Below are 26,921 nucleotides of genomic sequence, written 5' to 3'. Positions count from 1 at the left end.
CACTCCTTATTTTTGTGTGATTTTCAAAAATGCTGCTAAATTTGGCTCTTCTTCATCCTTACAAAGCTCAAGCATTTTAAGCATTTTTTCATAATCACGAGGCATAATCTTAAAAAAGTCTTTTTTATCAAATTTAGCCAAAATATCCCTTGCCTTAGCCGAATTTGTGTAGTGTATGTGCCTTTCTATCATAGTCTTTAGCTCTTTTTCATCATTAAAATCCAAATTTTTAATATCCACAAGCTCGGTATTGACATTAGCCTCATTATGCCTTCCAAAGATATAAACAACACCCCCGCTCATACCCGCACCAAAATTCGCTCCCACATCTCCAAGCACGACTACAAGCCCCCCTGTCATATATTCACACCCATGCACGCCTGTGCCTAAAACCACAGCACAAGCTCCTGAATTTCTCACACAAAATCTTTCCCCTGCTATGCCATCTAAATACACCTCGCCTTCAGTAGCCCCATACAAACAAGCATTACCCGCTATGATATTTTCTTCAGGCGAAAAGGTCGCCTCATCGCTAATCCTAGCGATAATCTTGCCCCCACTCAAGCCCTTACCTAAATAATCATTGCTATCGCCATTTATCTCAAGACAAATACCCTTAAGCAAGAAAGCCCCGAAGCTATTGCCTGCATTGCCTATGGCTTTGATACGAATGCTATCTTCTTTTAAAGCGTCCTTGCCATAATTTTTTAAAATTTCACTTGAAAGCATAGTTGCAAAGGTTCTGCTTTGATTTCCAACTTCCAAGCAAAGCTTAATAGGCTCTTTTTTCTCCACAGCATTTTTACAAAGCGGGAGTAAAATTCTGTAATCAATAGTCTTTTCAAGCTTATTTTCCTTATGCTCTTTAAAATGCACGGCGGTTTTATTGTAAGTAGGCAAAGCTTTTAAGATTTTGTCTAAATTCAGCTTTCCTGCCTTGCCTTGAAGGCTTTTTTGACGCAGTTTATCCACACGCCCTATCATATCATCAAGGCGTTCAAAACCAAGCCTAGCCATATACTCACGAAGCTCAGCAGCGATAAAATACATAAAATTCACCACCTCAGCTACCTTACCCTTAAAGCGTTTTCTAAGCTCCATATCCTGAGTGGCTATACCAAAAGGACAGGTATTTAAATGACACACCCGCATCATCGTGCATCCCATCACAATCAAAGGTGCCGTAGCAAAGCCAAATTCTTCAGCCCCCAAAAGTGCTGCTATGGCTAAATCACGCCCATTCATAAGCTTTCCATCGCTTTCTAATCTTACCCTATCCCTTAAACCATTTAAAATCAAAGTTTGATGTGTCTCAGCCAAACCCAACTCCCAAGGAATTCCTGCATGGGGTATGGAAGTTCTAGGACTTGCACCCGTGCCTCCATCATAGCCTGAAACAAGGATTAAATTCGCACCCGCCTTAGCCACGCCAGCAGCCACCGTTCCTATGCCGTTTTCGCTTACAAGTTTGACTGAAATTTTAGCGTCTTTGTTGGCATTTTTTAAGTCATAAATAAGCTGAGCTAAATCCTCGATAGAATAAATATCGTGATGAGGCGGCGGGGATATGAGCGTAACGCCCGGAGTTGAATGCCTAGCTTTAGCTATCCACGGATAGACTTTAAAGCCCATTAATTGCCCGCCCTCGCCCGGCTTTGCACCTTGAGCAACCTTGATTTGAATTTCCTTAGCGTGATTAAGATAATTTAAATCCACGCCAAAACGCCCACTTGCAACTTGTTTGATGGCTGAATTTTTATTTATGCCATCTTTGATTTCGTAGCGTTCTTCATCTTCTCCGCCTTCTCCTGAATTGGATTTAGCGCCTATTTCATTCATAGCTTGTGCTAGGCATTCGTGAGCTTCTTTAGAGATAGAACCATAACTCATAGCCCCTGTTTTAAAGCGTCTTACTATGCTTTCAACACTTTCAACCTTGTCTATGCTAATAGCTTCGCTAAAATCCATTTCCATTAAAGAACGCAAACTCACTTGCTTTTCATCCACTAAGGCTGAGTATTCTTTAAAACTTTTATAATCTTTATTGCGGCAAGATTCTTGAAGCTTAAAAATCACAAGCGGGTCGATTAAATGCTCTTCTTTAGCACTTCTAAAGCTGTGAATTCCCTTAGAATCTAAAGCCTTATGGGTGTCATTAAAGGCTTGTTTGTGAAGGGCGATAAGCTCTTTTTCAAAGTCTTCAAGCTCCATACCTTCAATGCGTGAGATGGTGGAAGTGAAGTATTTTTCTATCACGCTTGAGTTTAAACCTAAGGCTTCAAAAAGTGCCGAGCCATTGTAGCTTTGTAGGGTAGAAACGCCCATTTTTGAAGCGATTTTGACTATGCCATTGGAACTTGCCTTGATGAAATTTTGCACCGCCTTTTCATAGCTAAGCTTTAAATTTTTATTTTCTATGAGTTTGTGTAAGCTCTCATAAACCAAATAAGGATTGATAGCTGTGGCTCCATAACCTAAAAGACAAGCAAAATGATGGATTTCTCTAGGCTCAGCACTTTCTATGATAATGCTAGTGTGGGTTCTTAAATTCTTTCTTACCAAATAATGATGCACCCCAGAAACCGCAAGCAAAGCCGGTATATAAGCATTTTTCTCATCCACACCCCTATCGCTTAAAAGGGTAATACAAGTGCCTTTTTTAATCTCCTTTTCTATACGCTCACAAAGCTCATCTAAAGCCTGTTCTAAAGTGCTTTTAGTGTAATCATAAAGTAGGGAAAATTCCTTCACTTTAAAAGAGTTTAAAGACTTTATCTCAAAAAGCTCTTCATTGCTGATTATAGGCAGGGATACTTTTATTCTTTTAGCGTTATTCTCATCAGGATTTAATAAATTCCCCTCGCGTCCTAGGTAAATTCGTGTTGAAGTAACAATCTCTTCTCTTATAGCATCAAGGGGTGGATTGGTTACTTGAGCAAAAAGCTGCTTAAAATAATTATACAAAGGCTGATAAGTCTTAGAAAGTATGGCTAAAGGCGTATCCACACCCATAGCCGCTAGGGCTTCTTTGCCCGTGTTTGCCATAGCCATCACACTCATTTTAAGCTCATCATAGCTCCAGCCAAAGGCTTTTTGCAGTCTTAAAACCTCATCTTCTTTTAAAAAATGGTGCTTATACACCCCGCTTTTTTGCTTTTCAAGCTCTACTAAATTTTTAAGCCATTTTTTATAGGGCTTGGCATTGGCATAATGGGCTTTAATTTCGCTATCATCGATAAGCCTTCCCCTTGCCGTATCTATGAGCAAAAGCTTACCCGGCTCTAAACGCTTTTTTGCTTTGATATTTTTTTCATCTAGTTTTAAAGCCCCCGTTTCGCTTGAGAGTATCAAAAAATCATCCTTAGTCAAATAATACCTTGAAGGACGAAAGCCATTTCTATCCAAACTCGCCCCCATAACCACCCCATCAGTGAAAATGATAGCCGCAGGTCCATCCCAAGGCTCCATCAGCAAAGAATGATACTCATAAAAAGCCCGCTTTTTGCTCTCCATATTTTCATTTTTATGCCAAGGCTCAGGCACCATCATCATAAAGGCTTCTTCTAAGGTTCTGCCATTTAAGGCTAGAAATTCCAAAGTATTATCAAACATAGCAGAATCGCTGCTTGGCTTTGCAATGATGGGAAAAAGCTCCTCTAAATTCTCAAAATATTCACTTTGCATAAGTCCCTGTCTAGCCCTTATACTATCGACATTTCCGCGTATGGTATTTATCTCTCCATTATGCACCATATAGCGGTTTGGATGTGCTCTTTCCCAGCTTGGAAAGGTATTTGTCGAAAAGCGAGAATGAACTAAGGCTATGGCAGATTTCATATTCACATCTTTAAAATCAAGATAAAAATCACTCAGCTGAGTAGAAAGCAACATACCCTTATAAACTATGGTGCGAGAAGAAAAGCTAGAAAAATAAAACTTTGGCACTTTCAAAGCCCTTTTTTCTATGTGGCGTCTGCAAGCATAGAGCAGTCTTTCAAATTCAAGCCCCGCAGCGACTTTACTAGGCTTTTTCACAAAGGCTTGTAAGAAATAAGGCATAGCCTTTAAGGCACTCTTGCCTATATCGCTAGGATTAAAAGGCACTTCCCTAAAGCCTAAAAATTCAAGCTTTTTGTCTTTTAAGCCCTGCAAAAATATACTCTTAGCCTCTTCTTTGGCATCAAAATTCGGTGATAAAAACATTTGAGCTACGGCATAATCGCCCTTTGAAGGCAATTTAAAGCCCAGTTCTTGAGTGAGAAAAAATTCATGCGGAATTTGGATTAAAATCCCTGCTCCATCGCCTGAATTTTCTTCAGCACCCGCACCCCCTCTATGCTCTAAATTCATCAAAATTTCTAAAGCATCACAAATCACCTTATAAGAAGCAATACCGCGTATATTCGCAACAGCAGCGATACCACAGGCATCGTGTTCGTTTTGCGGATGATAAAGACCCAAGCTTTGATTGTTTTCTAAAATATTTTCTAAATCCATTTTGCTCTCCTTATAAGATTTGACTTTATAAGGATTATAACATATATTTTTAAAATCGATATAATTTTTATCTTAAAAATAAATAAATCAAAAATATTTTAATAGATTTACATAAATTACAAAAACATTGCGATGATACTACCTAAAATAAGCAAAGGGCCATTATAAAAAATAAAAGTCGGTATGCAAGTATCTCTAATGTGGTCGTGCTGGTTATCAGCATTTAATCCCACACTTGTTCCCATTGTCGTTTCACTCGCAGGACTTCCCGCATCTCCTAAAGCTCCAGCCACACCCAAGATAAATATAATCAAAGCCGCACTAAAACCGAGTTCTAAACAAATAGGACAAAAAAGCGTAGCTATGATAGGAATGGTTCCAAAAGAAGTGCCTATACCCATAGTAATGATAAGTCCGATAAAAAGCATTAAAAACACAGCTAAAAACTTGCTTTGTTCCATCCAAGGTACGACGGAATTGACAAGCTCACTCACAGAACCACTTTCTTTCAAAACCTCTCCATATCCCGCAGCAACCAATATAACAAAGGCTATAAAGCCCATCATTTTTAATCCATCATCAAAAACTACATTAACCTTAGAAAATTCAACCCCACCTAAAATCACCATCAAAATAAAACCCAAAAGCCCAGATAAAGGCAAATTCATAGTTAGAATTTGCAAAATTAAAGTCAAAATAAGCCCCGCTAAAACACCCCATTCTTTACGTGTCATTTTAATATCATCTAAATTCATTTTAGCAAGTTCGATTTCTTGGTATTCTCTTGGCTTACGATAAAAGACAAAAAGTGCCAAAAAAAGCCCTGTTATCATACAAATAGCTGCTAAATACATAGTATTTGTAACATCATTTAAAGACACAACTACACCATTTGCATTTAAATTATCTTTTAAAAGGTCTTGAAAAGTGAGTCCAAAACCTACTGGCAAAACCATATAAGGCGTAGTCAGTCCAAAAGTCAAAGCACAAGCTACGGCTCTACGATTGATTTTAAGTTTATTAAAAAGGCTTAAAAGTGGCGGGATTAATAAAGGTATAAAGGCCACGTGAATGGGAATTAAATTTTGAGAAAAGCAAGAAATCAAAGCGATAGATAAAAGCAACAAATATTTTTTATGCGAAATAAAACGACTTACCATCTTAATCAAATACGCCGTTAAATTTGTCCTTGAAATCGCCGCCGCAATCGCTCCTAAAAGTATGTAACTTAAAGCTGTTTTTAAATTTTCTTTCATTCCGCTTATGAGTATATTCATTGTATCTATAAGATTAAGATGGGATAACACACCTGCGACAAGAGCTGAAACTAAAAGGCTTAAAAGCACATTAAAACGAAACAAACAAAGCAAAGTCATCAAAACAACGCTTACGATAATAGGGTTTGCAAGCAGAGTCAAATAAAATCCTTAAAACAAATTAAAGGCTAATTTTAGAAAAAAAATCGTTAAAAAGTCATAAAAATTTTTAATGAATTTATTTGATAACAACTTGCAAATTATGCTACAATTTTTAATCAACATTAAAAAAGGTTTTTTATGCAAAAATTTAAACTTCTCAAATTTGGACTTTTGTTTTTAACTTTACTTGCCCTTAGTGCTTGTGGAACAAAAGAAATAAATCCACTTGGCACAGCCTTTGGCAAAAAAGATGATGGCGACCCTTTAAAGCTTGGAGCAAATCCCACCCCACCTGCAAAGCAAAAAAGCCCTGAGCTTGTAGATGGCTCTAATCTTGTCCCAAAAAGTGCCCTAGTTCCCCTATTGCGTCCTATTGTAGGTAGTGCAAACACGCCTATAACCAGTGATTTTATGACCCTTTTGGGACCTAGCGGTGCAGCCCTTACGGTGTGGGCTTTGGCTCAGGGTAATTGGATTTGGGGCTATACCTTACTAGATAGCAAAAGCTTTGGCGATGCTAGAGTTTGGCAACTGCTTAGCTATCCTAATGGCGTGGTTTTGATTAAAAACGCAAAGACTCTTACCTGCCTAAACGCTTACAAAAACGGCATAGTGCATTTTGCTTGTGATAATACCAACGCCTTTCAGCAATGGAAGCTAAAGCCTATGGATAATGGAGCCGTCCAGCTTGAAAATATGGCAACAAAAAAATGTATCCAAGCACCTATTACCAATCCTTTGGGCGATTTTAAGGTTTTTAGTATTTTTCTAAGCCCTTGCGAAGAAAAGGACAATTTAGACCAGCAATGGTATCTTACCACTCCGCCTTTTAACGCCCAGCCACTTTATAAGGAGTTTTAAAATGAAAAAAATATTTTTATGTGTGATTTTAAGCCTTAGTTTGGCACAAGCTGATTTAGAAAAATTCAGTGTCGGCACTTGGAATTTACAAGGCTCATCCGCTTCAAGTGAAAGCAAATGGAGCATTAGCATCCGTCAGCTCATCACAGGGGCAAATCCGCTTGATGTTTTGATGGTGCAAGAAGCGGGGGTTTTACCTAGCACGGCTATGCAAACTGAAAGAATGGTGCAACCCGGTGGCATTCCCATTCACGAATATGTATGGAATTTAGGCTCAAGTTCGCGTCCTAATTCTGTTTTTATTTATTATTCTCGCGTAGATGTGGGAGCAAATAGGGTCAATCTTGCCATAGTAAGCCGCGTTCGGGCTGATGAAGTCTTTGTTTTGCCCCCACCTACCACAGCTTCACGCCCGATAATTGGCATACGCATAGGCAATGACGCCTTTTTCTCTATACACGCTCTTTCAAGGGGTGGTAATGACGCAGGAGCGATTATCACTGCAGTTGATGAATTTTTTAGAAACCGCCCTGAGATTAATTGGATGATAGCAGGAGATTTCAACAGAGAGCCGAGTATGCTTTTAAGATTGGTTGATTTTGAAGTGGCAAATCGTGTAAATATAGTCTTTCCACCTAGTTTTACACAAAGAAGCGGAGGAACGCTTGATTACGCCGTTACGGGAAATTCAGATAGACGCAGGGCTTATGTAGCTCCGGCTCTAAGTGCCATTTTAATGCTTGCTAGTCTTAGGACGCATTTGGTTTCAGACCACTTCCCTGTGAATTTTAGAAAATTTTAGGAGAGAAAAATGAAAAAAATTTTAAGCTCTTTTTTATTGTTTATCACTTGTTCTTTTGCTGTGGATTTAAACGCACCCGACCCGCAAGAATTTGAAGATGTAACGCAAATTTTTTCCCTAAGAAGTTTAGATAATGGCGTAGTTTTAAGCGTCTTTAGGGATAGCACAGAATTATTACATCAAAACTGGAGGCTTAGAGAAATCGTTTTAAGCCCCGCATTAAAGGCTAAGGATAAAATGGCACATCTCCCCTTTGGCTATGTCCAGTTTGTAACGCCTACTCAAGATGATACTTGTATGGCTATCTTGCCTAGTGGATTTTTTGGTGCGAAATCTTGTTCGCTAGATTTGGAAAAAGGCGAATTAGAAACTGTATTTTCCATAATGCCTACAACGACTTCAGCCGTGCAAATACGCTCTTTGGTTCTAAATTCTAACGAATGTATAGGCACTTTTGAAAATCCTAATGTGCCGATAGAAAAAAGATTTGGACTGAAGCGTTGCATATTTGACCCTTTTTCTGTGGCTTTGCCTAATGAATTAATGATTATTACCCCCGCTCTTATCAAGGCTAGTGTTTTAAAATAATTTTTTTCTATGATAATAAAACGCCACCATAAGCAATATAGCCACCCATAGAAAAAACTGCTTAACAAAGCCTAGCATTAAAAGCAAAGGTGTCGTGATGATAGGGCTTAAAAACTGCCCTATATACATCACACTAGCAAGTGTGCCATAGGCTCTAGCTCTAAGATTTGGTGGCGTTTTTTCAAACAAATAAGCCGAATTATTTGTGATAATCAAACCCCCAGCCCAACCAAAGATAAAAAGGCTCAAACAAGCTATTTTGTAATCTTGCACCAAAGCCACTAGCAAAAAGCCCAAAGCTTCTAAAACAAAACCTAAAACATAAATTTGACCCACACTTAAAAAGGCTCTTAAATTCTTATAAAAATAAGAAGAAAGAGCATAAGCTAGGGTTACCAAAGCCATAGCAAAACCCATAAATTCAGGCTTAAGTCCTAAAATATCTTCCATATAATGCGGAAAGTGTGCCCCTACCAAATAATAAATAAAAACAATAAAAAAGCCTATAAAATAAATATTCGCATAGTTTTTATACTCCAATTTATCGTTTGAAGTTTGAATTGCTTTTTTCTTGCGTGGCTCAAAAAGATAAAAAAGACAAAAAATGATGATAAAAATTCCAGCCCCATAAACATAAAAAGCATAATGCCAAGAAAAACTCGTCAAATACCCTGCCAACATCGTTAGCAAACAAGAGCCAAAAGCCATTACAAAACCTTGCAAACTCAAGGCTTTTTGCCTTCTTTGCGTATCAAAATAATCCCCCACCAAAGCATTCGCTCCCGTAGTGATAAAAGCCCCTGCAAAACCTAGCACAAAGCGACTTAGAAGTAAGGTATAAATACTCTCACAAAAAGCCCCGCTCACCCCTGCTACACTCCATAAAATCATCATAGGATAAAGGATAGAAAGCTTTTTGTATTTATCCATTATAATCCCCGCTAAAGGAGTGAAAAATATCATCGCTAAAGCAGGTATAGTAAGGCTAAGTCCTGTCAAAAGCTCTATATGCGGCGTAGAAGCAAAATTTTTAGAAATTTGCGGCAAAGCAGGAGTGATGAGAGTAGGACCTAAAAAGGTCATCATAGCCGCCGAAAAAAGAGCGAGTTTAAAGCCCAACTTTTCTGTGAGTTGAGCAATTTTCTTTTGCATTTTATTTTGCATAGTTTTCCTTTTTATTTAAATTTGAGGTGGCAAAATGCCCTTATGGCTTTCTTTGTTTTTGATTCTTTGTTCGCATTCTTCTATGCTTTGCGTGAAAAGTTTGGCGATTTGGCTAAGTTTTTCTAGCTCAACATCAAGCTTTTTCTTTTGAATTTTTAGCATTTCAAGCCTTTTTTGTCGGTATTTTTGCGCCCCTTCGTATAAAAGCTTTTCATAAATTTTAAGCTCTTTAATACTCATTTTTGACAGGCGAAAATACCCTACCCACCTAGCCCAGTGTATATCTTGTTCGCTAAAATAATGCACACCATTATCCCCACGCTCCACATAAGAAAACAAGCCTTTTTTAATCCAAAATTTAAGCTTAGTATGGGGAATTTGCGTTTTTCTTGATACTTCTATAAGCGTATAAGCCATCATAAAACTCCTTAAAATTCATAATTTATAGCGTTTTGCTAATAAAATTTTTGAAATTATAACAGCAGATACTTAGTCTCTGTCAAGGGCTTTTTTGCTTTTAATTATAATTTTGTCTTGCACCCTGCCCCGTCATTGCGGTAAATTTGTCATTGTGAGTTTTTGTCCTGTAAAAGCTTTGAAACCCTAGCCCCGCTACCAGTGGCTAGGTTAAAATGGATTGTTTAAGCTCTCTTTTAGTAGCGAGACTATATAATCAAGTCGTGAAGATTATTTTGGCGTTAATTAAAAGTTTTTTAAACTTTTAATTAACAAAATTAATAAAGTCAAAAGAATTATTAATTCTGTCATCAAAACCCCCTTCCAACCTAAGCCAAAAGAGTATCGATACTTAAACCTTAGAATCTTACTATAATTTAACTTAAATTAAATCCGTATCTAAAGTAGCTTACTTCGTTTCACTCGCAATGATGGGTAAGTCGGTTTGCAATGACAGGAAAAACAAAAGCGAAAATACATAAAATTCCACTTAAAACACAAAAAATTTAAATTCTTAAACCCTTTTCGAACATTTTTTAAGTTTTTATTTTTTTTTTTTTTGTAAAATTACGCTCAAAAAACTTTCTAGGAAATTCTTGTGAAAAAGTCCCTAATCTTAACTTCCACACTCTTTAGCGTGGCTAGTGCTGACTATACAACTCAACTTCCCACTAGCTTGACCCTAACACGAGATGAGACCCATAACGCTATTATTAGTTGCACCTATCCACAAACTTGTGCCTTTAACTATAATGGTAGTAATGGTGGTTATGATTTTACTCTAAATGGTGGCTCAAATACCCTTACCATCACGAGACAAGACCCTGCCACAGGCACACAACCGGCCGATAAACCCGATAAAGATGTGCCTATATATTTTGGTGCTTTTTCACAAAATGGCGGGACTTTTGATATTAAAAATTTTGACTATTTTATCGCTGATGGAATGACTTTAACCAATCAAGCTAAGCTTATTTTCACAGGAAATAATAAAGCAGGAAAAGGCTTTTCATCGCATAAGGCTATAACACTTGATAATTCTACTCTAGAAGTAAGCGGTATCAACGGCGGAAGCTTTAGCACTTCAGAAGAATTTAAGGCGACTAATAGCTCTAAGGTTGATATTAAAGGCCATACTATCTTCACCCAAGATGCTACGATAGAAAATAGTAGTTTTACTACCAATTCTTTAACCATACAAGGAGTAAAAAAAGATATCCTAGGGAATGAACTCAAGCTTGCTACTTTGACGAATAAAGGCGGGAGCATTACCGTCAATGGGGATGTAAAAAACGGAAATTTTGAAGGCGGGAATAATAAACTTGAACTTTGTGCTATGCTAGGCACCTGTGGAAATGGTAAAATTATCAATGAAGATGGTGGAACTATCACTATCACGGGTAAGCTTATCAATGAAAGCTTTGAAGATACAACGACAGGACAAAATACCCACTCGGGCTTGGAAATTCAAGGCGGAAAAGTAGAAGTAAAAGGCGGTATGGAAAATAGAAAAGATTCCACCATAGATTTTTCTCAAAGCAATGGTCAAATGGGGCAACTTGTTGTAGGTGGAAGCGGACTTAGCAATCAAGGAACCATTAATGCAAATTTAAATGGAATTAACCAGCAAGGCACCCTTCAGCTTATACAAGGAAATATCAGCGGCAACACCGATATAACCATAAGTGGAGCTTCAAATATGATGGTAACAAAAGCCTGTCCTGATGGCTCTGTGCTTGTAGGTCTTCAAGGGGAGACCTTAGTCTGTCCTAGCACCGGCGGGGGCGGTGGCTCAGGGGGTGGAGGTGGAACTGGCGGGGGCGGAACCGGTGGTGGAGGTTCTGGAGGTGGCTCAGGGGGAGACTCTGACTCAAATTCCCAAATCCAAAAAATCGAAAGCCTAGTTTTTGGCAATAGTGCTAATCATAATGGTAGAGCCTTGCTTAGAAGCTTGGCTATGGATGATATCATCACTACAACCACAACTACCACGCGTCAAGCCGATTCAGGCACAGCGTTTTTTGCTATGCCAAAAAGCACCACCCCAAGTTCCAATCAAGGCAAAATCAACAATTTCTTCGTAGTCAGCTCCTATAATTCTAATGTCTTAGCCGATATACTAAACGATACCGATAAGGGTATAAGAATGAGTTATTTATCCTTGCCTAATGCCAGTATGGATGCGATGAGAGATAGAGAAGTTTTAAATGCGGATAGAATTTATCCAAGTTATGATGTATCTAGCTTTGGTTCGGGCTTTTTAGGAGAAGGTAGGGGCTATACTTTTGGACTTAGGCTTAATGCTTATGGGGAATTAGAAGATAATTTATTGCGTTTAGAAGCGGATTTAGGATATAGTTCCTTGCTAAGACACGATGAATATCATAAGGCAAGTTCTAAGGGACAGCTTTTTGGTCTAGGTTTATCCCATTTTTATGACTTTGGTGGGCTTGAAACTAATAATAGAATTTATCTAGGCTATTCTTCTTTTGATACTTCAAGGACTATAATCTTTCCAGCCTTTAATCTTAACTCAACAGGCGATTATGATTTTATGCAAGTTAGCCTTTCAAATTTACTTAGCTATGAACTTGAGAATGGTTTTAAGCCTTTTGTGGGTATAGAGCAGTTTTATCATCATCGCTCAAACATTAGTGAAAAGGGCAATGCCGTGCCTTTAAGAATGGGGGCTTTAAATGCTTATAATCTTGATGGAATTTTAGGTCTTGGCTATAAGGGTTTTTTTGAAAAAGGCTATGTGAATTTAAACTCTGGCTTTAGTGCGACTTTAATCAACACTGAAGATAGACAATATTTTAAAGCAGGTTCTACAAGCGAAAGCTTAAGTTATAAGGCTCCTTATAAGTATAAATTCTTTGTTAATTCTGGGCTTTATTATTATCTAAGAACCAATATAGTCTTAGGACTTGAAGGCTTTTATAAAAATAGCTTTAATAAAGATGAATTAGGGTATTTTGGAGGAAATGTGGTATTTAGATGGGAATTTTAAGGGGGTTAAGGCTTAAATTCTCCCTTCTTCTCCCTCTCTCTACCTTTTTTCTGTCATTGCGAGAAAAATCGCTAGATTTTTTGTGGTAAGCTATTTGTTTTTCGTCATTGCGAAGGGCTTTAGCCTTGAAGCAATCTGTTTGCTTGTTGTTTTGTGTAGATTGCCACGCTCACTCACAATGATGCAAGGCTAGATTATGGATTGCTTCGGTCGCTGTGCTTTTTTGTAATGACGGATAAGTCAGCTAAAATGACAAAATTGCATTCGTCATTGCGAGAAATCGTAGAAATTCAATCTACTCTTTACTTTTTTTCTTTCTCATAAAATAAAAAGCAAGTCCTGCTAACCCGCCTAATATAATCGCTGCGATAAGATCCATTTTTACTCCTTATTTTAAAATAAAAAGTGCGATTATAACAATATGTTTATAAATTTATTATAAATAATATTAATATTTTCTACAAGAATTAAAACAAAATGTCAATTTATTAACAAAGTTATGTAAAAAATAAATTCTAAATATTTTTAACATAAGCTATCAAAGAATACGCCACTACGCACATTACACAAGCTGTAAAAAAGTCAATCAATCTTAAGAAGTTAGGATTTTTCATAGTTGAGCTTAGAATTTTTACCCCATAGCCTAAGGAGAAAAACCACACCAAAGAAGCACAATAAGACCCCAAAGCAAAAGAAATTTTCTCATCAAAGCTAAAATTAAGAGCGGCTGCACCGATTAAAAATATAGTATCTAAATAAGCGTGGGGATTAAGATAAGTAAAAGCCAAAGTTAAAAGCAGGGTTTTTTTCAAAGAATTGCTATGAATGCCTTCATCAAGGCTTTTTACTTCCTTGCTAAAAGCCGCACGAAAAGACAAAAGGGCATAAAAAAGGCAAAAAGCTATGCCCCCTAATGCTAAAATAAAGCTAAAAAGGCGGTTTTTACCTAAAAATTCACCTACGCCAAAAATGCCTAAGCTCATCAAAAACACATCTGAAACAAAGCAAAGGGTGCAGATGATAAAAACATAGCGTTTTAAAAAGGCTTGTTTGATGACAAAGGCATTTTGAGCGCCTATTGCCATTATCAAAGAAAGGGCTAGGAAAAAGCCCTTAAAAAAGACAAGTGCTGTCATCTAAGCATTTATCTTAAAACAAGAATAATAATGCCCATTTTCTCCACTAAGACTTGGTTCTAGTCTAGCACATTCTTCACTCGCTAGGGGACAGCGGGTGCGAAAAACACAGCCACTTGGGGGATTTATAGGCGAAGGTAAATCCCCTTCTAAAAGCTCTATTTTTTTCTGCCTTTCTATCTTAGGGTCAGGTATAGGCACAGCCGACATCAAAGCCTTAGTGTAGGGGTGCTTGGCTTCATTATAAATTTGCTCATAACTAGCAAGTTCGACCAAATTTCCTAAATACATCACCAAAACTCTATCTGAAATATGCTTGACTATGGATAAATCGTGAGCGATGAAAATCAAAGAAAGCTTGGTTTGTTTTTGAAGATTTTTTAGCAAATTCACAACCTGAGCTTGTATAGAAACATCTAAAGCCGACACAGGTTCATCGCACACCACAAGCTTAGGTTCTAAAATCAAAGCCCTAGCTATGCCTATCCTTTGACACTGCCCCCCTGAGAATTCGTGGGGATAGCGATTGATAAGATTAGGCAATAAGCCCACCTTTTGCATCATTTGCTCCACCCTTTGCTTAAGCTCATTTTTTTGCATAGCAGGGAAGTGAATTTTCAAAGGCTCGGCTATGATTTGCCCTATACTCATTCTAGGATTAAGCGAAGCAAGGGGGTCTTGAAAAATCATTTGTATATCTTTTCGCGTATCTTTCCATTCTGCCTTAGTCTGCGTAGCTATATTTTTACCCAGCCATACAATTTCGCCACTAAGATTACGATTAAGCCCCAAAAGAGCCTTAGCTAGAGTGGATTTACCACAGCCTGATTCGCCAACTACGCCTAAGGTCTCGCCCTGATAAAGCTTGAAATTGATTTTATTCACGGCTCTCATTTTGAGCTTTTTATGCCCAAAAAGCCTTCTTTCGCCCTTGATGTCATAAAAAACACTCAAATTTTTAAGTTCTAAAAGCACTTCTTTCATCTTAATCCCTCCAAAACAGCTTCAATGGGAGCAAAACAGGCTCTTTTGTGATGATTGGCAAGCTCTTCTAAAATAGGCTCTTTAAAGCATACTTGTTTAGCTAAAGCACAGCGGGGTGCAAAAGGACAGCCTTGCGGTAAATTTAGCAAATCAGGGGGATTTCCCGGAATGAGATTGAGTTCATTTTCTTCTAAATCCAGTCTAGGTATGGTCTTAATAAGCCCTAAGGTATAAGGATGGGTTGGGCGGTAAAAAATCTCATCCACACTCGCATACTCCATCATCTTACCCGCATACATCACCAAAACTTCATCACAAGAACTAGCCACTACGCCCAAATCGTGAGTGATAAGTATGATTGCCATTCCTAGCTCTTTTTGCAAATCTCTAAGCAGGGTCATAATTTGAGCTTGCACGGTTACATCCAAAGCCGTAGTAGGCTCATCGGCGATTAAAAGCTTAGGCTTACAAAGCAAAGCCATAGCTATCATTACCCTTTGACGCATACCGCCTGAAAGTTCGTGTGGATAGGCATTCATACGCTTTTTTGCCTCAGGAATTTTTACTGCATCAAGCATACGCACGCACTCATCAAAGGCTTGTTTATAGCTCATACCCTTATGCACACTCAAAACTTCTATAAGTTGGGAAGATACCTTCATATAGGGGTTTAAAGCCGTCATTGAATCCTGAAAAATGATAGACATTTTTTCAGAACGCAAATGGTTTAAATCCTTAGTATTTAAGTGCAAAATTTCCTTACCTTCTAAAAGCACACTGCCCTTAGTTTTGCTATTTTTAGCAAGCAAACCCATTAGAGCAAAGATGGTTTGACTCTTGCCTGAGCCTGATTCGCCCACTATGCCTAGGGTTTTGCCTTCTTCTAAATTAAAACTTAAATTATTAACCGCCTTCACTATGCCATCAGGGGTTTTAAAACTCACTTCTAAATTTTTTACTTCTAGTAACATACAAGCCTACCTATTCTAATCCTATCTGTCTTTAGGGTCAAGCGCATCTCTTAAACCATCGCCTATGAAATTAAAACAAAAAAGAGTAATGACTAAAAAAGTAGAAGGAAAGCCCACCAACCAAGGCGTTTGCTCCATAGAACTTACCCCATCATTCATCAAAGACCCCCAAGAACTCAAAGGCTCTTGCACCCCAAGCCCTAAAAAGCTCAAAAAGGACTCAAATAAAATCATCGCTGGCACAAGCAAAGAAGCATACACCACAACAACACCCAGTAAATTAGGCACTATATGACGCAAGATAATCTTTCTCGTGCTAACACCGCATACTAAAGCAGCCTGAACGAATTCTTTATTTTTAAGGCTTAGAGTTTGCCCCCTAACTATCCGTGCCATATCAAGCCAACTCACCGCTCCTATGGCAACAAAAATTAAAAGCAAACTTTGACCAAAAAAGGTTACTAAAAGTATCACTAAAAACATAAAGGGCAAAGCAGAAAAAATCTCTAAAATTCTCATCATCACTATATCGGTTTTACCCCCGATATAAGCTGAAGTAGCCCCATAAATCACACCAATAACCACAGCCATCAAAGCACCTAAAATTCCTACAAGCAAGGAAATTTTACCCCCGATAGCCACACGCACGAAAAGGTCTCTGCCTGAATTATCCGTCCCAAAATAATGTCCATTTTCAAAACTTGGCGCACTGGCTATCAAGCCAAAGTCTGTATCCTCGTAATTATAAGAAGACAAAAAAGAACCAAAAAAAGAAAATAAAAATACCAAAATGATTAAAATCAAACTCGCCACAGCAGCCTTATTGCGAAAAAAGCGTCTAAAGGTATCTTGCCAAAGGCTTCTTCCCTTAAGACTTTGATTTTGGGTGTCTAAAGCGTAAGCGGCTTGATTTTGCCAAGTCTTTCTAAGCTCTTCTAAGTCTAAATTTAAAGATTTTTCTAAAGTTTTGCCCACTTTTTTAGAATCATAAAGTTCATTTAACTGCATCATACACCTCAATTTGTGATTTTAGGGTCAAGAAAAGCGTAAGCAATATCCACTAAGGCATTGAAAAATATAGTCAATGCTCCCACTATAATGGTAAGGGATAAAACTAAAGAATAATCTCTATTTAAAGCCCCATTAACAAAAAGCTGTCCCACTCCGGGTATGGTAAAAAAGGTCTCTATGACAACTGAGCCTGTGATAATACCCACAAAGGCAGGCGATAAATAAGAAATCACAGGGATAAGAGCCGGTTTTAAAGCGTGTTTAAACAAAATTCTAAACACCCCAAGCCCCTTAGCCTTAGCCGTTCTAATAAAATCAGAATGTAAAATTTCTATCATAGAACCCCTAGTAATCCTTGAAATTCTAGCTATATAAGCTACGCAAAGTGCCATCACAGGTAGGATTAAAAATTTAAACTCCCCATTGCCCCAGCCCCCAGCGGGCAAAAGCTCTAGCTTGATAGCAAAAATAATCACAAGTAAAGGTGCTAAAATAAAACTAGGTAAAACCACACCTATCATCGCAAAGGCCATAACGCAATAATCTATGATTTTATTTTGATTTAAAGCCGCTATAATACCTACGCTAACGCCCACTAGCACAGCTATTACAAAGGCTATACAGCCTAGTATGATGGATACAGGAAAGGACTGAGCTAAAAGGTCATTGACGCTTAAATCCTTATAAACAAAGCTCGGTCCAAAATCGCCGTGGGCTAAATCCTTAAGATAAACTCCATACTGCACGATTAAAGGCTTGTCCAGTCCGTATTTTGCATTGATATTTGCCATAACTTCAGGCGGATAGGCTCTTTCACCCATAAAAGGACTACCCGGTGCTAGTCTCATTAAGAAAAACGAAATAGTAATGAGTATGAAAAGCGTAGGGATAGCCTGTAAAATTCTATAACAAATAAACTTTATCATTGCTCTACTATATATAAATCTTTGAAATAATAATTAGACGAAGGCTTGATTTTATAGCCTTTGACATAAGGCTTAACAAGCTGACTCGTGCTGTAAAAATACACCGGCACTAAAGGCGCATTAGTATAAAGAATTTCCTCAGCCTTAGCATAGAGTTTTGCCCTTTCTTCTTCGCTTGGAGCCTTATAAGCGGCTTTGATAGCCTCATCAAATTCGGCATTTTTAAAACCGGCTTGATTGTTAGAAGAGCCTGTTAAAAAGGTATTTAAAAAGCTACTTGCCTCATTATAATCCGAACACCATCCCGCTCTTGCCATTTCGTGCTGTCCTAAGCGGCGTGTGGATAAAAAGGTCTTCCACTCCTGATTTTGTAATTTCACATTAACCATACCGGCTAAATTTTGTTTCCAAATGGACGAAGCGGCGATGGCGATTTTTTTATGGTCTTCATTGGTATTGTATAAAAGCGTGAAAGTTAAAGGCTTTTCCTTGCTGTAACCGGCTTCTTTTAAAAGCTTAATGGCTTCTTCATTTCTTTTTTTCATATCCCATTTAGACCACTCAGGTGGGGTAATAAGCTCAGCTGCTCCTATGGCTGGAGGTGAGAAAGTGTAAGCTGGGGTTTGTCCTAGACGGGTGATTTTTTCTGTGATAATGCTTCTATCCAAAGCCATAGCCAAAGCTTGTCTGGTTTTAACATCATTAAAAGGGGCTTTTTGGGTGTTAAATTCATAATAATAGGTGCATAAAACAGGACCTGTAATAAGCTCTTTAGGATGTTCTTTTTTCACTGAATCGACAAGCTCCAAAGGAAATTCTGCAATATCAAGGCTTGAAGAGCGATAACGCGTATATGCGACAGAAGAGTTTTGAATCTGTAAAAGCGTGATATTTTCTAGTAAAACATTTTTAGAGTCCCAATAATAAGGATTTTTGCTGAGTATAGCTTCTTCATTGACTACCAAAGAATCTATTTTAAAAGGACCATTGCCGACTAAATTTTTAGGCTCACTCCAAGAATCCCCCAGCTTTTCAACAAGCTTTTGTGGCACAGGAGCTAGAACATAAAATTCGGTTAAAATATCCGCAAAAGGCACGGATTCTTCCAAAGTTAAAACCAAAGTATAATCATCTTTAGCCACTACACCTAACTCTTTTGGGCTTTTTTTACCCGCTAAAATATCAGAAGCATTAAGCAATTTCATATAAGTAAGATAAGAACCATAAGGAGAAGCGGTCTTAGGGTCGACTAATCTTTGCCAAGCAAAGACAAAATCACTAGCCTTAACACTCTCGCCATTAGACCATTTGGCATCTTTTCTAAGATTAAAAGTCCAAGTTTTATAATCATCACTATGAGTCCAGCTAGTCGCTACGCCCGGTATAATCTCATCGTCTGCATTAGAAGAAATTAAAGTTTCAAACAAATTCCTTGCAAAATAACCCTCAGGTGTGCCTTCTATTTTAGCAGGGTCTAGGGAAGCTGGGGCTGCTCCGGCGTTGAAAATAAGCTTTTGCTCTTTGGCTAATTTTTCACCCGGCTGAGGCGAAGCAGCAAAAAGCGTAACACAAGCTAATAAAAAACAAGAGAAGACCTTTTTCATCTTTATTTCTCCTTGAAATTATTAAAATAAAATTAATTGTGCCTTACTAATATTTAAATTTTACTTAAAATTCAATCTCTTAAAAATCAAAAGTGTAAAAACGAAACAACCTTTTTTAAGCTAGAATTACAAAAAAGAGTTTGATTTTAAATTTAGTTTTATTTCAAAAAGTAACATCGACTTACTTATTAAAAAATAACTTTTATTGAACTAGTGAAAATTACATATGATTTTTTAATTTTGCTTTTTAGCTTTCGTCTTTTCTAAAATTCTATTTTTTCAACTTTTGTTTTATTTAAAATTTCTTTTTTATTTTTTGACTTTCTTTGAAATTTCATATTTTTAGCACTTCTTTATCGCAAGAATACTTATAAGCACCATTGCAAACTTTTACTCCAAAAGTGAAACAAGCTAAAAAATCTGTTGTCATCGCAAGATTTAAATTCTCTCACAATAACGCAAAAAATTAGTCGTTTCACTCTCAATAATACCAATCTCATAATCACAAGCCAACTTATCAGCGTGGTAAGCTAGAAAATTACTAAGATTATTTTAATTTGACAAGTCAAATTTCAGGGCAACGCTTAGAATTTGTAGTTTATTTGAGTTTTTTCAAAGTCTTACAATGATAAAGGGGAAATATTAAAAAATATTTATAAACAACACCCATATTTTCTATGAAAAGTAAAGTTAAATTTACTAGTTAAAGCCTATATAAAAAGCTTTTAAAATAAATTTAATCACATATTTTTTACATAAATTATCAAAGAACTCACCACTAGATAAATCTATATATCAATATATATTGATATACTAACTTATACAAACTATAATTTCGAAAATTTCAAAAAAGGATTAATAATGCATGAAAAAATTTTACTCATACTCAAGGATTTTGCCTTTCTTTTTACCGAACTTTCTGTGCTTTTTATATTGGTTAATATGCTAGTAGCCTATCTTAATGAAAAATACTCCGCTTTTTTTGAAAAACATCTCAAAAAAGCCTCATTTTCAAGCTGTATAAAAGCTATATTTTTAGGTGCTTTGACGCCATTTTGCTCCTGTTCTTCCTTGCCCCTTTTAAATGCTTTTTTAAAAGCAAAAGTGCCTCTTAGCGTCTGCCTTTCTTATCTCATCACTTCACCTCTTATAAACCCCATACTTATAGTTGCTTTCATAGTAAGCTTTGGACTAAAAATTTCTTTTGCTTATTTTAGTTTTTTATTTTTTAGCATACTTTTTATCGCTTTTTGTGTGTCAAAGATGAATAAAGCTTTGTTTTTTAAAAAAGAATATCTAAGCCAAGACCAGCAAAAGAGCTGTTGTCAGGCTAATTCTTGCGAAAATAAAGTTTTCACTCAAAATAAATCCTATATTAACCCTAGAAAAAATCCCCTTAAAAAACTTTTTTATCAAAGTTTTAACGAGTATAAAAAAATATTTTTTTACATACTCCTAGCAGTAGCTCTTGGGGCTTTAATGCACGGCTTCGTGCCAAAAGATTTTTTTGATTTTTTAAAAGATTATGAATTTTTAGGAGTTGTTTTAGCGGCTCTTATAGGGGTTTTGCTTTATACAAGCTGTTCTGCTATGATACCCATAACACTTGCCTTAGTCCAATCAGGTGTGCCACTAGGTATAGTAATGAGCTTTTTAATCGCGGGTGCGGGGTGTTCTTTGCCTGAACTCATAATGTTAAAAAGCATATTTAAATTTTCTTTTTTGTTTTATTTTGCTTTGCTTATCGTTTGTATAGCTATTGGTTTTGGAAGCTTAGTATTTTACTTATAATTTTGCTTATAAAGGAATTATTATGAATGAATTTTTAAAAATCACCGCCGCACTCAATGATGAAAGCAGGATTTTAATCCTAGCTTTCCTACAAATTCAGGGCAAACTCTGTGTTTGCGATTTGCAACTTTCTTTAAAAATGAACCAATCAAGGCTTTCAAGACATCTAAAAATACTCAAAGAAGCAGGATTTTTAGAAGTGAATAGAAAGGACGTTTGGGCGTATTATGGAATCAAAAATGACCTATGTAGCTTTTGCCAAAGTGCCTTAGACCACATAAGTAAGCTCGAATGCAAACTTCCCAAACTCCAAAGACTATCGTGTCAATGCCCTTAAATCACTCCCCTCTCATATCAATCACATAGCGGAATTTTGCCTTGCCACTTGTAAGCTTCTCATAAGCTTCATCAATCTGGCTAGGCTTGATAAGTTCAGTCTCAGGGTAGATTGCGTGTTTTAGCGAAAAGTCCATCATTTCTTGAGTTTCTTTTATACCGCCTATCAAAGAGCCATAGACCCTTTTGCCCGCCTTATACACAAAATCCTTCACACTAATGCTTGGCATATTCTCGTGTGGAGGCAGTCCCACTATGCCAAATTCTCCCCCAAATTTCAGCAAGTCTAAATAGGCACTAGGCTCATAAAAGGTCGGTATGGTAGAGATTATCAAATCAAAGCGTTCTTTGATAATATTAGCATCCGTATGCGTGTAAAAATTACTCACGCCAAGTTCTAGGGCTTCTTGCTTTTTGTTTTCATTCCTAGCAAAAACACTTACCTTAGCACCCAGTTTAAGAGCGTATTTTACCCCCATCACACCCAGCCCACCAAAGCCAGCTATACCTACTTTAAAGCCTTCTTTAACCCCGCTAAATTTCAAAGGACTATAAGTCGTAATCCCCGCACAAAGCAAAGGAGCAACCTTCTCAAGTGGGGCATTTTTTGGCACACAAATGGCAAATTTCTCACTCACGACTATATTATTAGAATACCCACCATAAGTGTTTTCGCCCCCGTGAAAAATATCCTTGCTATTGTAAGTAAAGATGGTTTTGCCTTTTTGACAAAATTGCTCTTGTGAAAGTTTGCACGCCTCACATTCCCCGCAGGAATTTACCATACAACCTACCCCAGCATAATCGCCCACTTTAAATTTACTCACACCCGCTCCCACAGCGATAACCTCACCAGCAATTTCGTGTCCGGGAACGCAAGGATAAGTTGTTTCGCCCCACTCACTTCTTGCTGTGTGAATATCGCTATGACAAATTCCAGCAAAGTGGATTTTAATCAAAATATCCCTTTCGCCTACGCTGTGTCTGCTAAACTCAAAGGGAGTGAATTTAGCGTTCTTATCCAACATAGCATAGCCCTTGCTTGCAACCCTACCATTTTCTAAAATTCTCATTTTTTTCTCCTTTTTTAAAATAATTTTAATCCTTAGTCCATAAAACATTTATAAATTTTTTTAAATTTATAAGCTTTAAAAACTCTTGCTACCGACCCTTTATCTTAAGAATACCTACTATGTCTTAGGATAAGATTGCTTCACTGCGTTCGCAATGACGAGTAAAACTCCTTATAAAAATACTTTTACTCATTTCTTTAAATTTTCATACTCTTAAGCCAGAGTTTGATTTTATCTTTTTCTAGGGCATTAAAAGCCTGATTTGAAGCGATTAATTCTGTGTTTAATGCTCTTAAATTCGGCTCATCTTTTTCCTTAAGTTTAAACTCACAAGCAAAAGCAGGATAAATTCTAGCGCCTTTTTGCAGGGTGCTGATTTCATTCACAGCATTACCCAGTCCCCAACCTGCATTAGCCACGAATGGGATAAGATTTTTGCCCCTTAAATCGCACTTGCTTAAAAAACTTTTCATCGGCGCACTAAGACTAAGCCCCCAAAGCGGAGTGCCTAAAAAAATATTTTCATACCCTTCTAAACTAGGCAAAGCTCTAAGCTGGGGCATTATATTTTGCTCCTTTTGCCATCTTGCTAGAGCTACCATTTCTTCATAATCCTTAGGATAGCTTTGCACACATTCAAGACAAAAAAGCTCTGCTTTAAAAAGTTCGCTAAGATAAAGAGCTAAAATATGCGTATTTAAGGTGCGTGAATAATACACTACCGCATTCTTTTTCTCTCTAGCATAAAGCAAAGTTGGCAAAATAGCACTCGAAATTAAAAGCTTTAAAAACTCCCGCCTTTTCATTTACTAAGCTTACCCACTATATTTAAAGCATTTAGGGTGCGTGGATAACCAAGAAGGGGGCAAAGCTGAGTTAGAGTAGCGATTAAAACACTTCTATCATTTCCCACCTTTAAATTCCCACTAGTATGGGCTTCAAGCTGGGCTTCACAACCCCCAAGTGCAGCCAAAAATACAAAGGTAATTAGCTCTCTTAATTTCAAATCAAGCCCCGCTCTAGTGTAGTAATCCCCAAAGCAATTTTCACTCAAAAACCGCCTAAAATGTTTCATATCCGCAGGAGTATTTTCATTGCCTTGTATAATCACATCGCCAAAAATAGCAATTTGCAACTTCAAGCCTTCATCATAGCGATTAGCTCTTGTGGTTTTGCTTTGTTTTTTTAGCGGCAAAGGCACATTTTTAGCCCTTAAAATTTCATTACTAAGATTAAAAAATTCATAAGCCTTAGCAAAACCCACATAGGCTACGCTTTGATATAAAACTTCTTTCAAGGCTTCTGCTTTTACACCCCTTTCTAAAGCTTCGCTAAAAAGCTCTTTAAAGCTCTCTTTACCCCCACAAGCTATTAACGCACTTAGTTTAATAGCATAAGTATAATGTGTATTAAGAGTATTTAGCTTTGAAATATCGCTCTCAAAGCCCTTAAAAAATTCCCAAAATTCAGAGTCCAAATTTTTATCCTGCCTTTCTTGTTTCGCTTTTAAACTTAAAGCACCTAAAGCCAAAGCTCCACCCACTAAGGCTGAATTTTTAAAAAATTTGCGTCTTGTTTTCATTTGCCTACTCTTTTAGCTGCTTCGCCGCTGTAACGATGTCCTATGACGGCATTAGCGTCAAAGGCATTTGTGATGCTTTGCACTTCATCTTTACTCAAATCAAGCTTTAAAGCGTCCAAATTTTCTTTTAATCTTTGCTTGCTAGTCGTTCCAAAAATCGGTGCGATGAAAGTTTTTTGTGCTAAAAGCCAAGCCAGAGCAATTTGTGCTAAACTCGCCTTTTTCTTAGCGGCTAGTTCTTTTAAACTTTCTAAAAGATTTAAATTTTGCTTTAAATTTTCATTTTGAAGTCTAGGCACCGTGCTTCTAAAATCATCTTTTTCAAAATGAGTATTTTCATCAAATTTACCCGCTAAAAAGCCCTTGCCAAGTGGCGAAAAAGGCACAAAACCTATGCCTAGCTCTTCTAAAACCCCTAAAAGTTCGTTTTCGACCTCTCTCCACCATAGCGAATACTCACTTTGCACAGCACTTAGCTCAAAAACAGCATTGGCTTTTTTTATGCTTTGCACCCCTGCTTCGCTCATACCCCAAGCCCTGATTTTGCCTTCCTTGCAAAGCTCACTCATCAAATATGCCACCTCTTCAACGCTCACTTTAGTATCGACCCTATGCTGATAATAAAGGTCCAAATAATCCGTTTGCAAGCGTTTTAAAGAGCCTTCTATGCTTTGTCTTATGAGTTTTAAATCACTGCTTACGATTTGCTTTTCGCCTTGTATTTGAATGCCAAATTTAGAAGCAAGAATGATTTTATCCCTAAAGGGCTTTATAGCCTTTCCCACCAGCTCTTCATTGCCTAAATACACCTCAGCCGTGTCAAAAAAGCTAATGCCAAGCTCATAAGCTTGATGGATTAAGCTTATCATTTCTTTTTCTTCGCCACCCTTACCATAACCAAAGCTCATACCCATACATCCAAGCCCTAAGGCACTTACTTCTAATTTTCTTAATTTTACTTTTTTCATTTTTACTTCCTTATTTTTTTATAATCCTTACTAAGAGGATTTAGTTCATCTTTGCTCTCTTGCACCATTTTTTCATAATATTTCACCTTAAAATCAAGCTTTTCAAGCACGGCTTTTAACCTTTTCATCTCATCTTTAGCCTTCTTCCTTTCATTTTTAATTATCTCAAGGCGTTCTTTAGCACTTGCATTCCCCTTCGCACAAAGGCTAATATAGTGCTTTAAACTCTCTATACTCATACCAATACTACGGTAACACTCTATCCACGCCACCCATTCTAAATCATTCTCACTAAAATACCGCACCCCATTATCATCTCTTTGGATAAAGGGAAAAAGCCCCTTAGCTATCCAAAAACGAAGCTTTCTTGATGGCACTCCTGTTTTTCTCTCTACTTCTATGATGCTATAAGCCATAATCCTCCTTTAAAAATTTAAGCTCTTTAATCACTCTTGCAGGATTGCCTCCTACTATGACATTGCTTGGCACATCTTTTATTACCACAGCCCCCGCTGCTATGATGGAATTTTCACCCACACATACACCCGGACAAATAGTAGCATTAATGCCTACCCACACCCTATCTTTTATCACTATACCCTTGCAAGTGGTAATTTTTCTTTTGTAAGGATGAAGCTCGTGATTGATAGTAGCAAGACAAACCCTAGGAGCAATAAAAACATCATTACCGATTTCAATCCCACCCCTATCCATAAAAGTGCAGTTTTGATTAAGAAAAAAATTCTTCCCCACACGGATATTGCGTCCAAAGTCCGTATAAAAAGGGGGCAAAATCCACACACTTTTATCAAGCTTTTGCCCTGTGATTTGGCTAAAAAGCTCTCTTGTTTCATTTTCGTTAAGCTCTTTGGTATTAAGCTTGTGAAGAAGTTTTTGTGTGTTTTTAATCACAGCTAAAATTTTATGAAATTCAGGCTCATCAGGACTGATAGGCTCGCCACTTAAATCCCTTTGAAAAATATCTTGCATAGTTTATCCTTTGAATTTATCCTTTTTAAAGCTAAAATTTTCTTTTAAACCTGTGAAGACTTTTTAATCCTTACTCTTGCTTCCATTTTTGTATGAAATTTTAATCAAGGACAAGACCCACACTCCCTATCAAGCCTTCATTAAACAAAATCTTAATCTTTTAAGGCTTTAGCTTTTTAAGGGCTGCTTCATATTCTTCATCGCTGACAAGCTCAAGCCATTTAACCGCTTCGCCTTCTTTTGAGCCTGTCAATGCCAAATGAGCACCACCTAAATCAGAACCCCCGTGCCAGTGCTTGATATTTGGAGGACAAGAAAGCACATCGCCTTTTTTGGCTAGCCAAACTTGCCCATCTTCGCTGCCACTGATGATTTCTCCTTGCGTTACTATAAGACTCTGCCCTGCAGGATGGGTGTGCCAAGCACTCCTAGCTTTTGGCGCAAATTCCACCAAAGCCCCGCTGAAATTACGCCATTCATTTTCTTTAAAAAGCATATCTACCTTTACTTTTCCGCTAAAATTTTCTTTAGCTCCCACAAAAGAACCTAGGGTTCCTGATTTGCTAAGTTCTGCTTTTGCCATAACGCACACTCCTAAAATTAAAATCAAATTTAAAATTTTCATTCTTAATCCTTGAAAAAATTAAAATAAGTAAAATTATAAAAGCTGACACCTAGTGTCTGTCAAGGGCTGTAAGGAAAAATTTGAAATTTTTTTGATTTATCTTAAAAAGGGCTAAAAATTTTTAAATA

23 protein-coding genes are annotated in these 26,921 nt (G+C 37.3%); 6 read left to right on the top strand and 17 right to left on the bottom strand.

Translation table 11 applies throughout. The features are described from left to right. Nucleotides 1–6: 6 nt before the first annotated feature. Both gltB and ACLL8X_RS05540 read right to left on the bottom strand, forming a co-directional pair. Nucleotides 7–4,497, bottom strand: coding sequence for a glutamate synthase large subunit (gene gltB, locus ACLL8X_RS05545; protein ID WP_411989927.1), 4,491 nt, complete (start codon nucleotides 4,495–4,497; stop codon nucleotides 7–9). A 116-nt stretch (nucleotides 4,498–4,613) separates the two neighbouring features. Next, nucleotides 4,614–5,915, bottom strand: coding sequence for an SLC13 family permease (locus tag ACLL8X_RS05540; RefSeq protein ID WP_411989926.1), 1,302 nt, complete (start codon nucleotides 5,913–5,915; stop codon nucleotides 4,614–4,616). Between the two features lie 138 nt (nucleotides 5,916–6,053). Here ACLL8X_RS05540 and ACLL8X_RS05535 point away from each other — a divergent pair, with 138 nt between their 5' ends. Genes ACLL8X_RS05535 through ACLL8X_RS05525 form a run of 3 tightly spaced genes read left to right on the top strand, consistent with a single transcriptional unit; the run spans nucleotide 6,054 to nucleotide 8,166 of the window. After that, a complete protein-coding gene (locus ACLL8X_RS05535) occupies nucleotides 6,054–6,776 on the top strand; it encodes an RICIN domain-containing protein (protein WP_411989925.1) in 723 nt (240 codons plus the stop codon). Nucleotide 6,777: 1 nt separating this feature from the next. Next, the gene (locus tag ACLL8X_RS05530) at nucleotides 6,778–7,578 is read left to right on the top strand and encodes a cytolethal distending toxin subunit B family protein (RefSeq protein ID WP_411989924.1); all 801 of its coding nucleotides are present in this window, start codon (nucleotides 6,778–6,780) and stop codon (nucleotides 7,576–7,578) included. A 9-nt stretch (nucleotides 7,579–7,587) separates the two neighbouring features. Then, the gene (locus tag ACLL8X_RS05525; protein ID WP_411989923.1) at nucleotides 7,588–8,166 is read left to right on the top strand and encodes a cytolethal distending toxin subunit A; all 579 of its coding nucleotides are present in this window, start codon (nucleotides 7,588–7,590) and stop codon (nucleotides 8,164–8,166) included. On the opposite strand, the gene ACLL8X_RS05520 is transcribed toward ACLL8X_RS05525, so the two are convergent. Continuing rightward, nucleotides 8,158–9,330: an MFS transporter gene (locus ACLL8X_RS05520; protein WP_411989922.1), complete on the bottom strand. Its 1,173-nt coding sequence runs from the start codon at nucleotides 9,328–9,330 to the stop codon at nucleotides 8,158–8,160. The genes ACLL8X_RS05525 and ACLL8X_RS05520 overlap by 9 nt on opposite strands. A gap of 15 nt (nucleotides 9,331–9,345) precedes the next feature. Continuing rightward, entirely contained in the window at nucleotides 9,346–9,750 is a 405-nt protein-coding gene (locus ACLL8X_RS05515) for a MerR family transcriptional regulator (protein ID WP_411989921.1), read from the bottom strand. A 634-nt stretch (nucleotides 9,751–10,384) separates the two neighbouring features. Here ACLL8X_RS05515 and ACLL8X_RS05510 point away from each other — a divergent pair. Further along, the gene (locus ACLL8X_RS05510) at nucleotides 10,385–12,796 is read left to right on the top strand and encodes an autotransporter outer membrane beta-barrel domain-containing protein (RefSeq protein WP_411989920.1); all 2,412 of its coding nucleotides are present in this window, start codon (nucleotides 10,385–10,387) and stop codon (nucleotides 12,794–12,796) included. Nucleotides 12,797–13,311: 515 nt separating this feature from the next. Here the strand turns inward: ACLL8X_RS05510 and ACLL8X_RS05505 are convergent. From ACLL8X_RS05505 to ACLL8X_RS05480, 6 genes are read right to left on the bottom strand one after another with little or no spacing between them, the layout of a single operon-like run. Then, a complete protein-coding gene (locus tag ACLL8X_RS05505; RefSeq protein ID WP_411989919.1) occupies nucleotides 13,312–13,932 on the bottom strand; it encodes a LysE/ArgO family amino acid transporter in 621 nt (206 codons plus the stop codon). Continuing rightward, complete coding sequence (gene oppF, locus ACLL8X_RS05500; protein ID WP_411989918.1) at nucleotides 13,933–14,916, bottom strand: murein tripeptide/oligopeptide ABC transporter ATP binding protein OppF; 984 nt, start codon at nucleotides 14,914–14,916, stop codon at nucleotides 13,933–13,935. Next, entirely contained in the window at nucleotides 14,913–15,887 is a 975-nt protein-coding gene (locus ACLL8X_RS05495) for an oligopeptide/dipeptide ABC transporter ATP-binding protein (RefSeq protein ID WP_411989917.1), read from the bottom strand. Before ACLL8X_RS05495 ends, oppF begins: the two co-directional genes overlap by 4 nt. 21 nt (nucleotides 15,888–15,908) lie before the next feature. Continuing rightward, complete coding sequence (oppC, locus tag ACLL8X_RS05490) at nucleotides 15,909–16,895, bottom strand: oligopeptide ABC transporter permease OppC (RefSeq protein ID WP_411989916.1); 987 nt, start codon at nucleotides 16,893–16,895, stop codon at nucleotides 15,909–15,911. Nucleotides 16,896–16,903: 8 nt separating this feature from the next. Beyond that, complete coding sequence (oppB, locus tag ACLL8X_RS05485) at nucleotides 16,904–17,824, bottom strand: oligopeptide ABC transporter permease OppB (RefSeq protein WP_411989915.1); 921 nt, start codon at nucleotides 17,822–17,824, stop codon at nucleotides 16,904–16,906. Further along, nucleotides 17,821–19,428: an ABC transporter substrate-binding protein gene (locus tag ACLL8X_RS05480; protein ID WP_411989914.1), complete on the bottom strand. Its 1,608-nt coding sequence runs from the start codon at nucleotides 19,426–19,428 to the stop codon at nucleotides 17,821–17,823. Before ACLL8X_RS05480 ends, oppB begins: the two co-directional genes overlap by 4 nt. An 861-nt stretch (nucleotides 19,429–20,289) precedes the next feature. Here ACLL8X_RS05480 and ACLL8X_RS05475 point away from each other — a divergent pair. Both ACLL8X_RS05475 and ACLL8X_RS05470 read left to right on the top strand, forming a co-directional pair. After that, nucleotides 20,290–21,219: a permease gene (locus tag ACLL8X_RS05475; RefSeq protein WP_411989913.1), complete on the top strand. Its 930-nt coding sequence runs from the start codon at nucleotides 20,290–20,292 to the stop codon at nucleotides 21,217–21,219. A 22-nt stretch (nucleotides 21,220–21,241) separates the two neighbouring features. Beyond that, nucleotides 21,242–21,556, top strand: coding sequence for an ArsR/SmtB family transcription factor (locus tag ACLL8X_RS05470; RefSeq protein ID WP_411989912.1), 315 nt, complete (start codon nucleotides 21,242–21,244; stop codon nucleotides 21,554–21,556). Between the two features lies 1 nt (nucleotide 21,557). Here the strand turns inward: ACLL8X_RS05470 and ACLL8X_RS05465 are convergent, their stop codons facing one another. The 7 genes from ACLL8X_RS05465 to ACLL8X_RS05435 all read right to left on the bottom strand — a co-directional run bounded on the left by ACLL8X_RS05465 (nucleotide 21,558) and on the right by ACLL8X_RS05435 (nucleotide 26,793). Next, the gene (locus ACLL8X_RS05465) at nucleotides 21,558–22,628 is read right to left on the bottom strand and encodes an NAD(P)-dependent alcohol dehydrogenase (protein ID WP_411989911.1); all 1,071 of its coding nucleotides are present in this window, start codon (nucleotides 22,626–22,628) and stop codon (nucleotides 21,558–21,560) included. Between the two features lie 197 nt (nucleotides 22,629–22,825). Further along, nucleotides 22,826–23,434: a flavodoxin gene (locus tag ACLL8X_RS05460; RefSeq protein ID WP_411989910.1), complete on the bottom strand. Its 609-nt coding sequence runs from the start codon at nucleotides 23,432–23,434 to the stop codon at nucleotides 22,826–22,828. After that, nucleotides 23,431–24,210: a carboxymuconolactone decarboxylase family protein gene (locus ACLL8X_RS05455; RefSeq protein ID WP_411989909.1), complete on the bottom strand. Its 780-nt coding sequence runs from the start codon at nucleotides 24,208–24,210 to the stop codon at nucleotides 23,431–23,433. The genes ACLL8X_RS05460 and ACLL8X_RS05455 overlap by 4 nt, the downstream gene beginning before the upstream one ends. Continuing rightward, on the bottom strand, nucleotides 24,207–25,178 hold the full coding sequence (locus tag ACLL8X_RS05450) for an aldo/keto reductase (RefSeq protein ID WP_411989908.1): 972 nt from the start codon (nucleotides 25,176–25,178) through the stop codon (nucleotides 24,207–24,209). Before ACLL8X_RS05450 ends, ACLL8X_RS05455 begins: the two co-directional genes overlap by 4 nt. A 2-nt stretch (nucleotides 25,179–25,180) precedes the next feature. Continuing rightward, the gene (locus ACLL8X_RS05445; RefSeq protein ID WP_411989907.1) at nucleotides 25,181–25,594 is read right to left on the bottom strand and encodes a MerR family transcriptional regulator; all 414 of its coding nucleotides are present in this window, start codon (nucleotides 25,592–25,594) and stop codon (nucleotides 25,181–25,183) included. Next, entirely contained in the window at nucleotides 25,584–26,168 is a 585-nt protein-coding gene (locus ACLL8X_RS05440) for a sugar O-acetyltransferase (protein WP_411989906.1), read from the bottom strand. Before ACLL8X_RS05440 ends, ACLL8X_RS05445 begins: the two co-directional genes overlap by 11 nt. A 160-nt stretch (nucleotides 26,169–26,328) precedes the next feature. Further along, complete coding sequence (locus ACLL8X_RS05435) at nucleotides 26,329–26,793, bottom strand: cupin domain-containing protein (protein WP_411989905.1); 465 nt, start codon at nucleotides 26,791–26,793, stop codon at nucleotides 26,329–26,331. Nucleotides 26,794–26,921 lie beyond the last annotated feature (128 nt).

It is taken from the genome of Campylobacter parajejuni, from assembly GCF_046764905.1.
In the GTDB taxonomy this organism is placed as follows: Bacteria; Campylobacterota; Campylobacteria; order Campylobacterales; family Campylobacteraceae; genus Campylobacter_D.
Note: the sequence above shows the minus strand (reverse complement) of the source record. Positions and strands in the feature narration are given on the sequence as shown.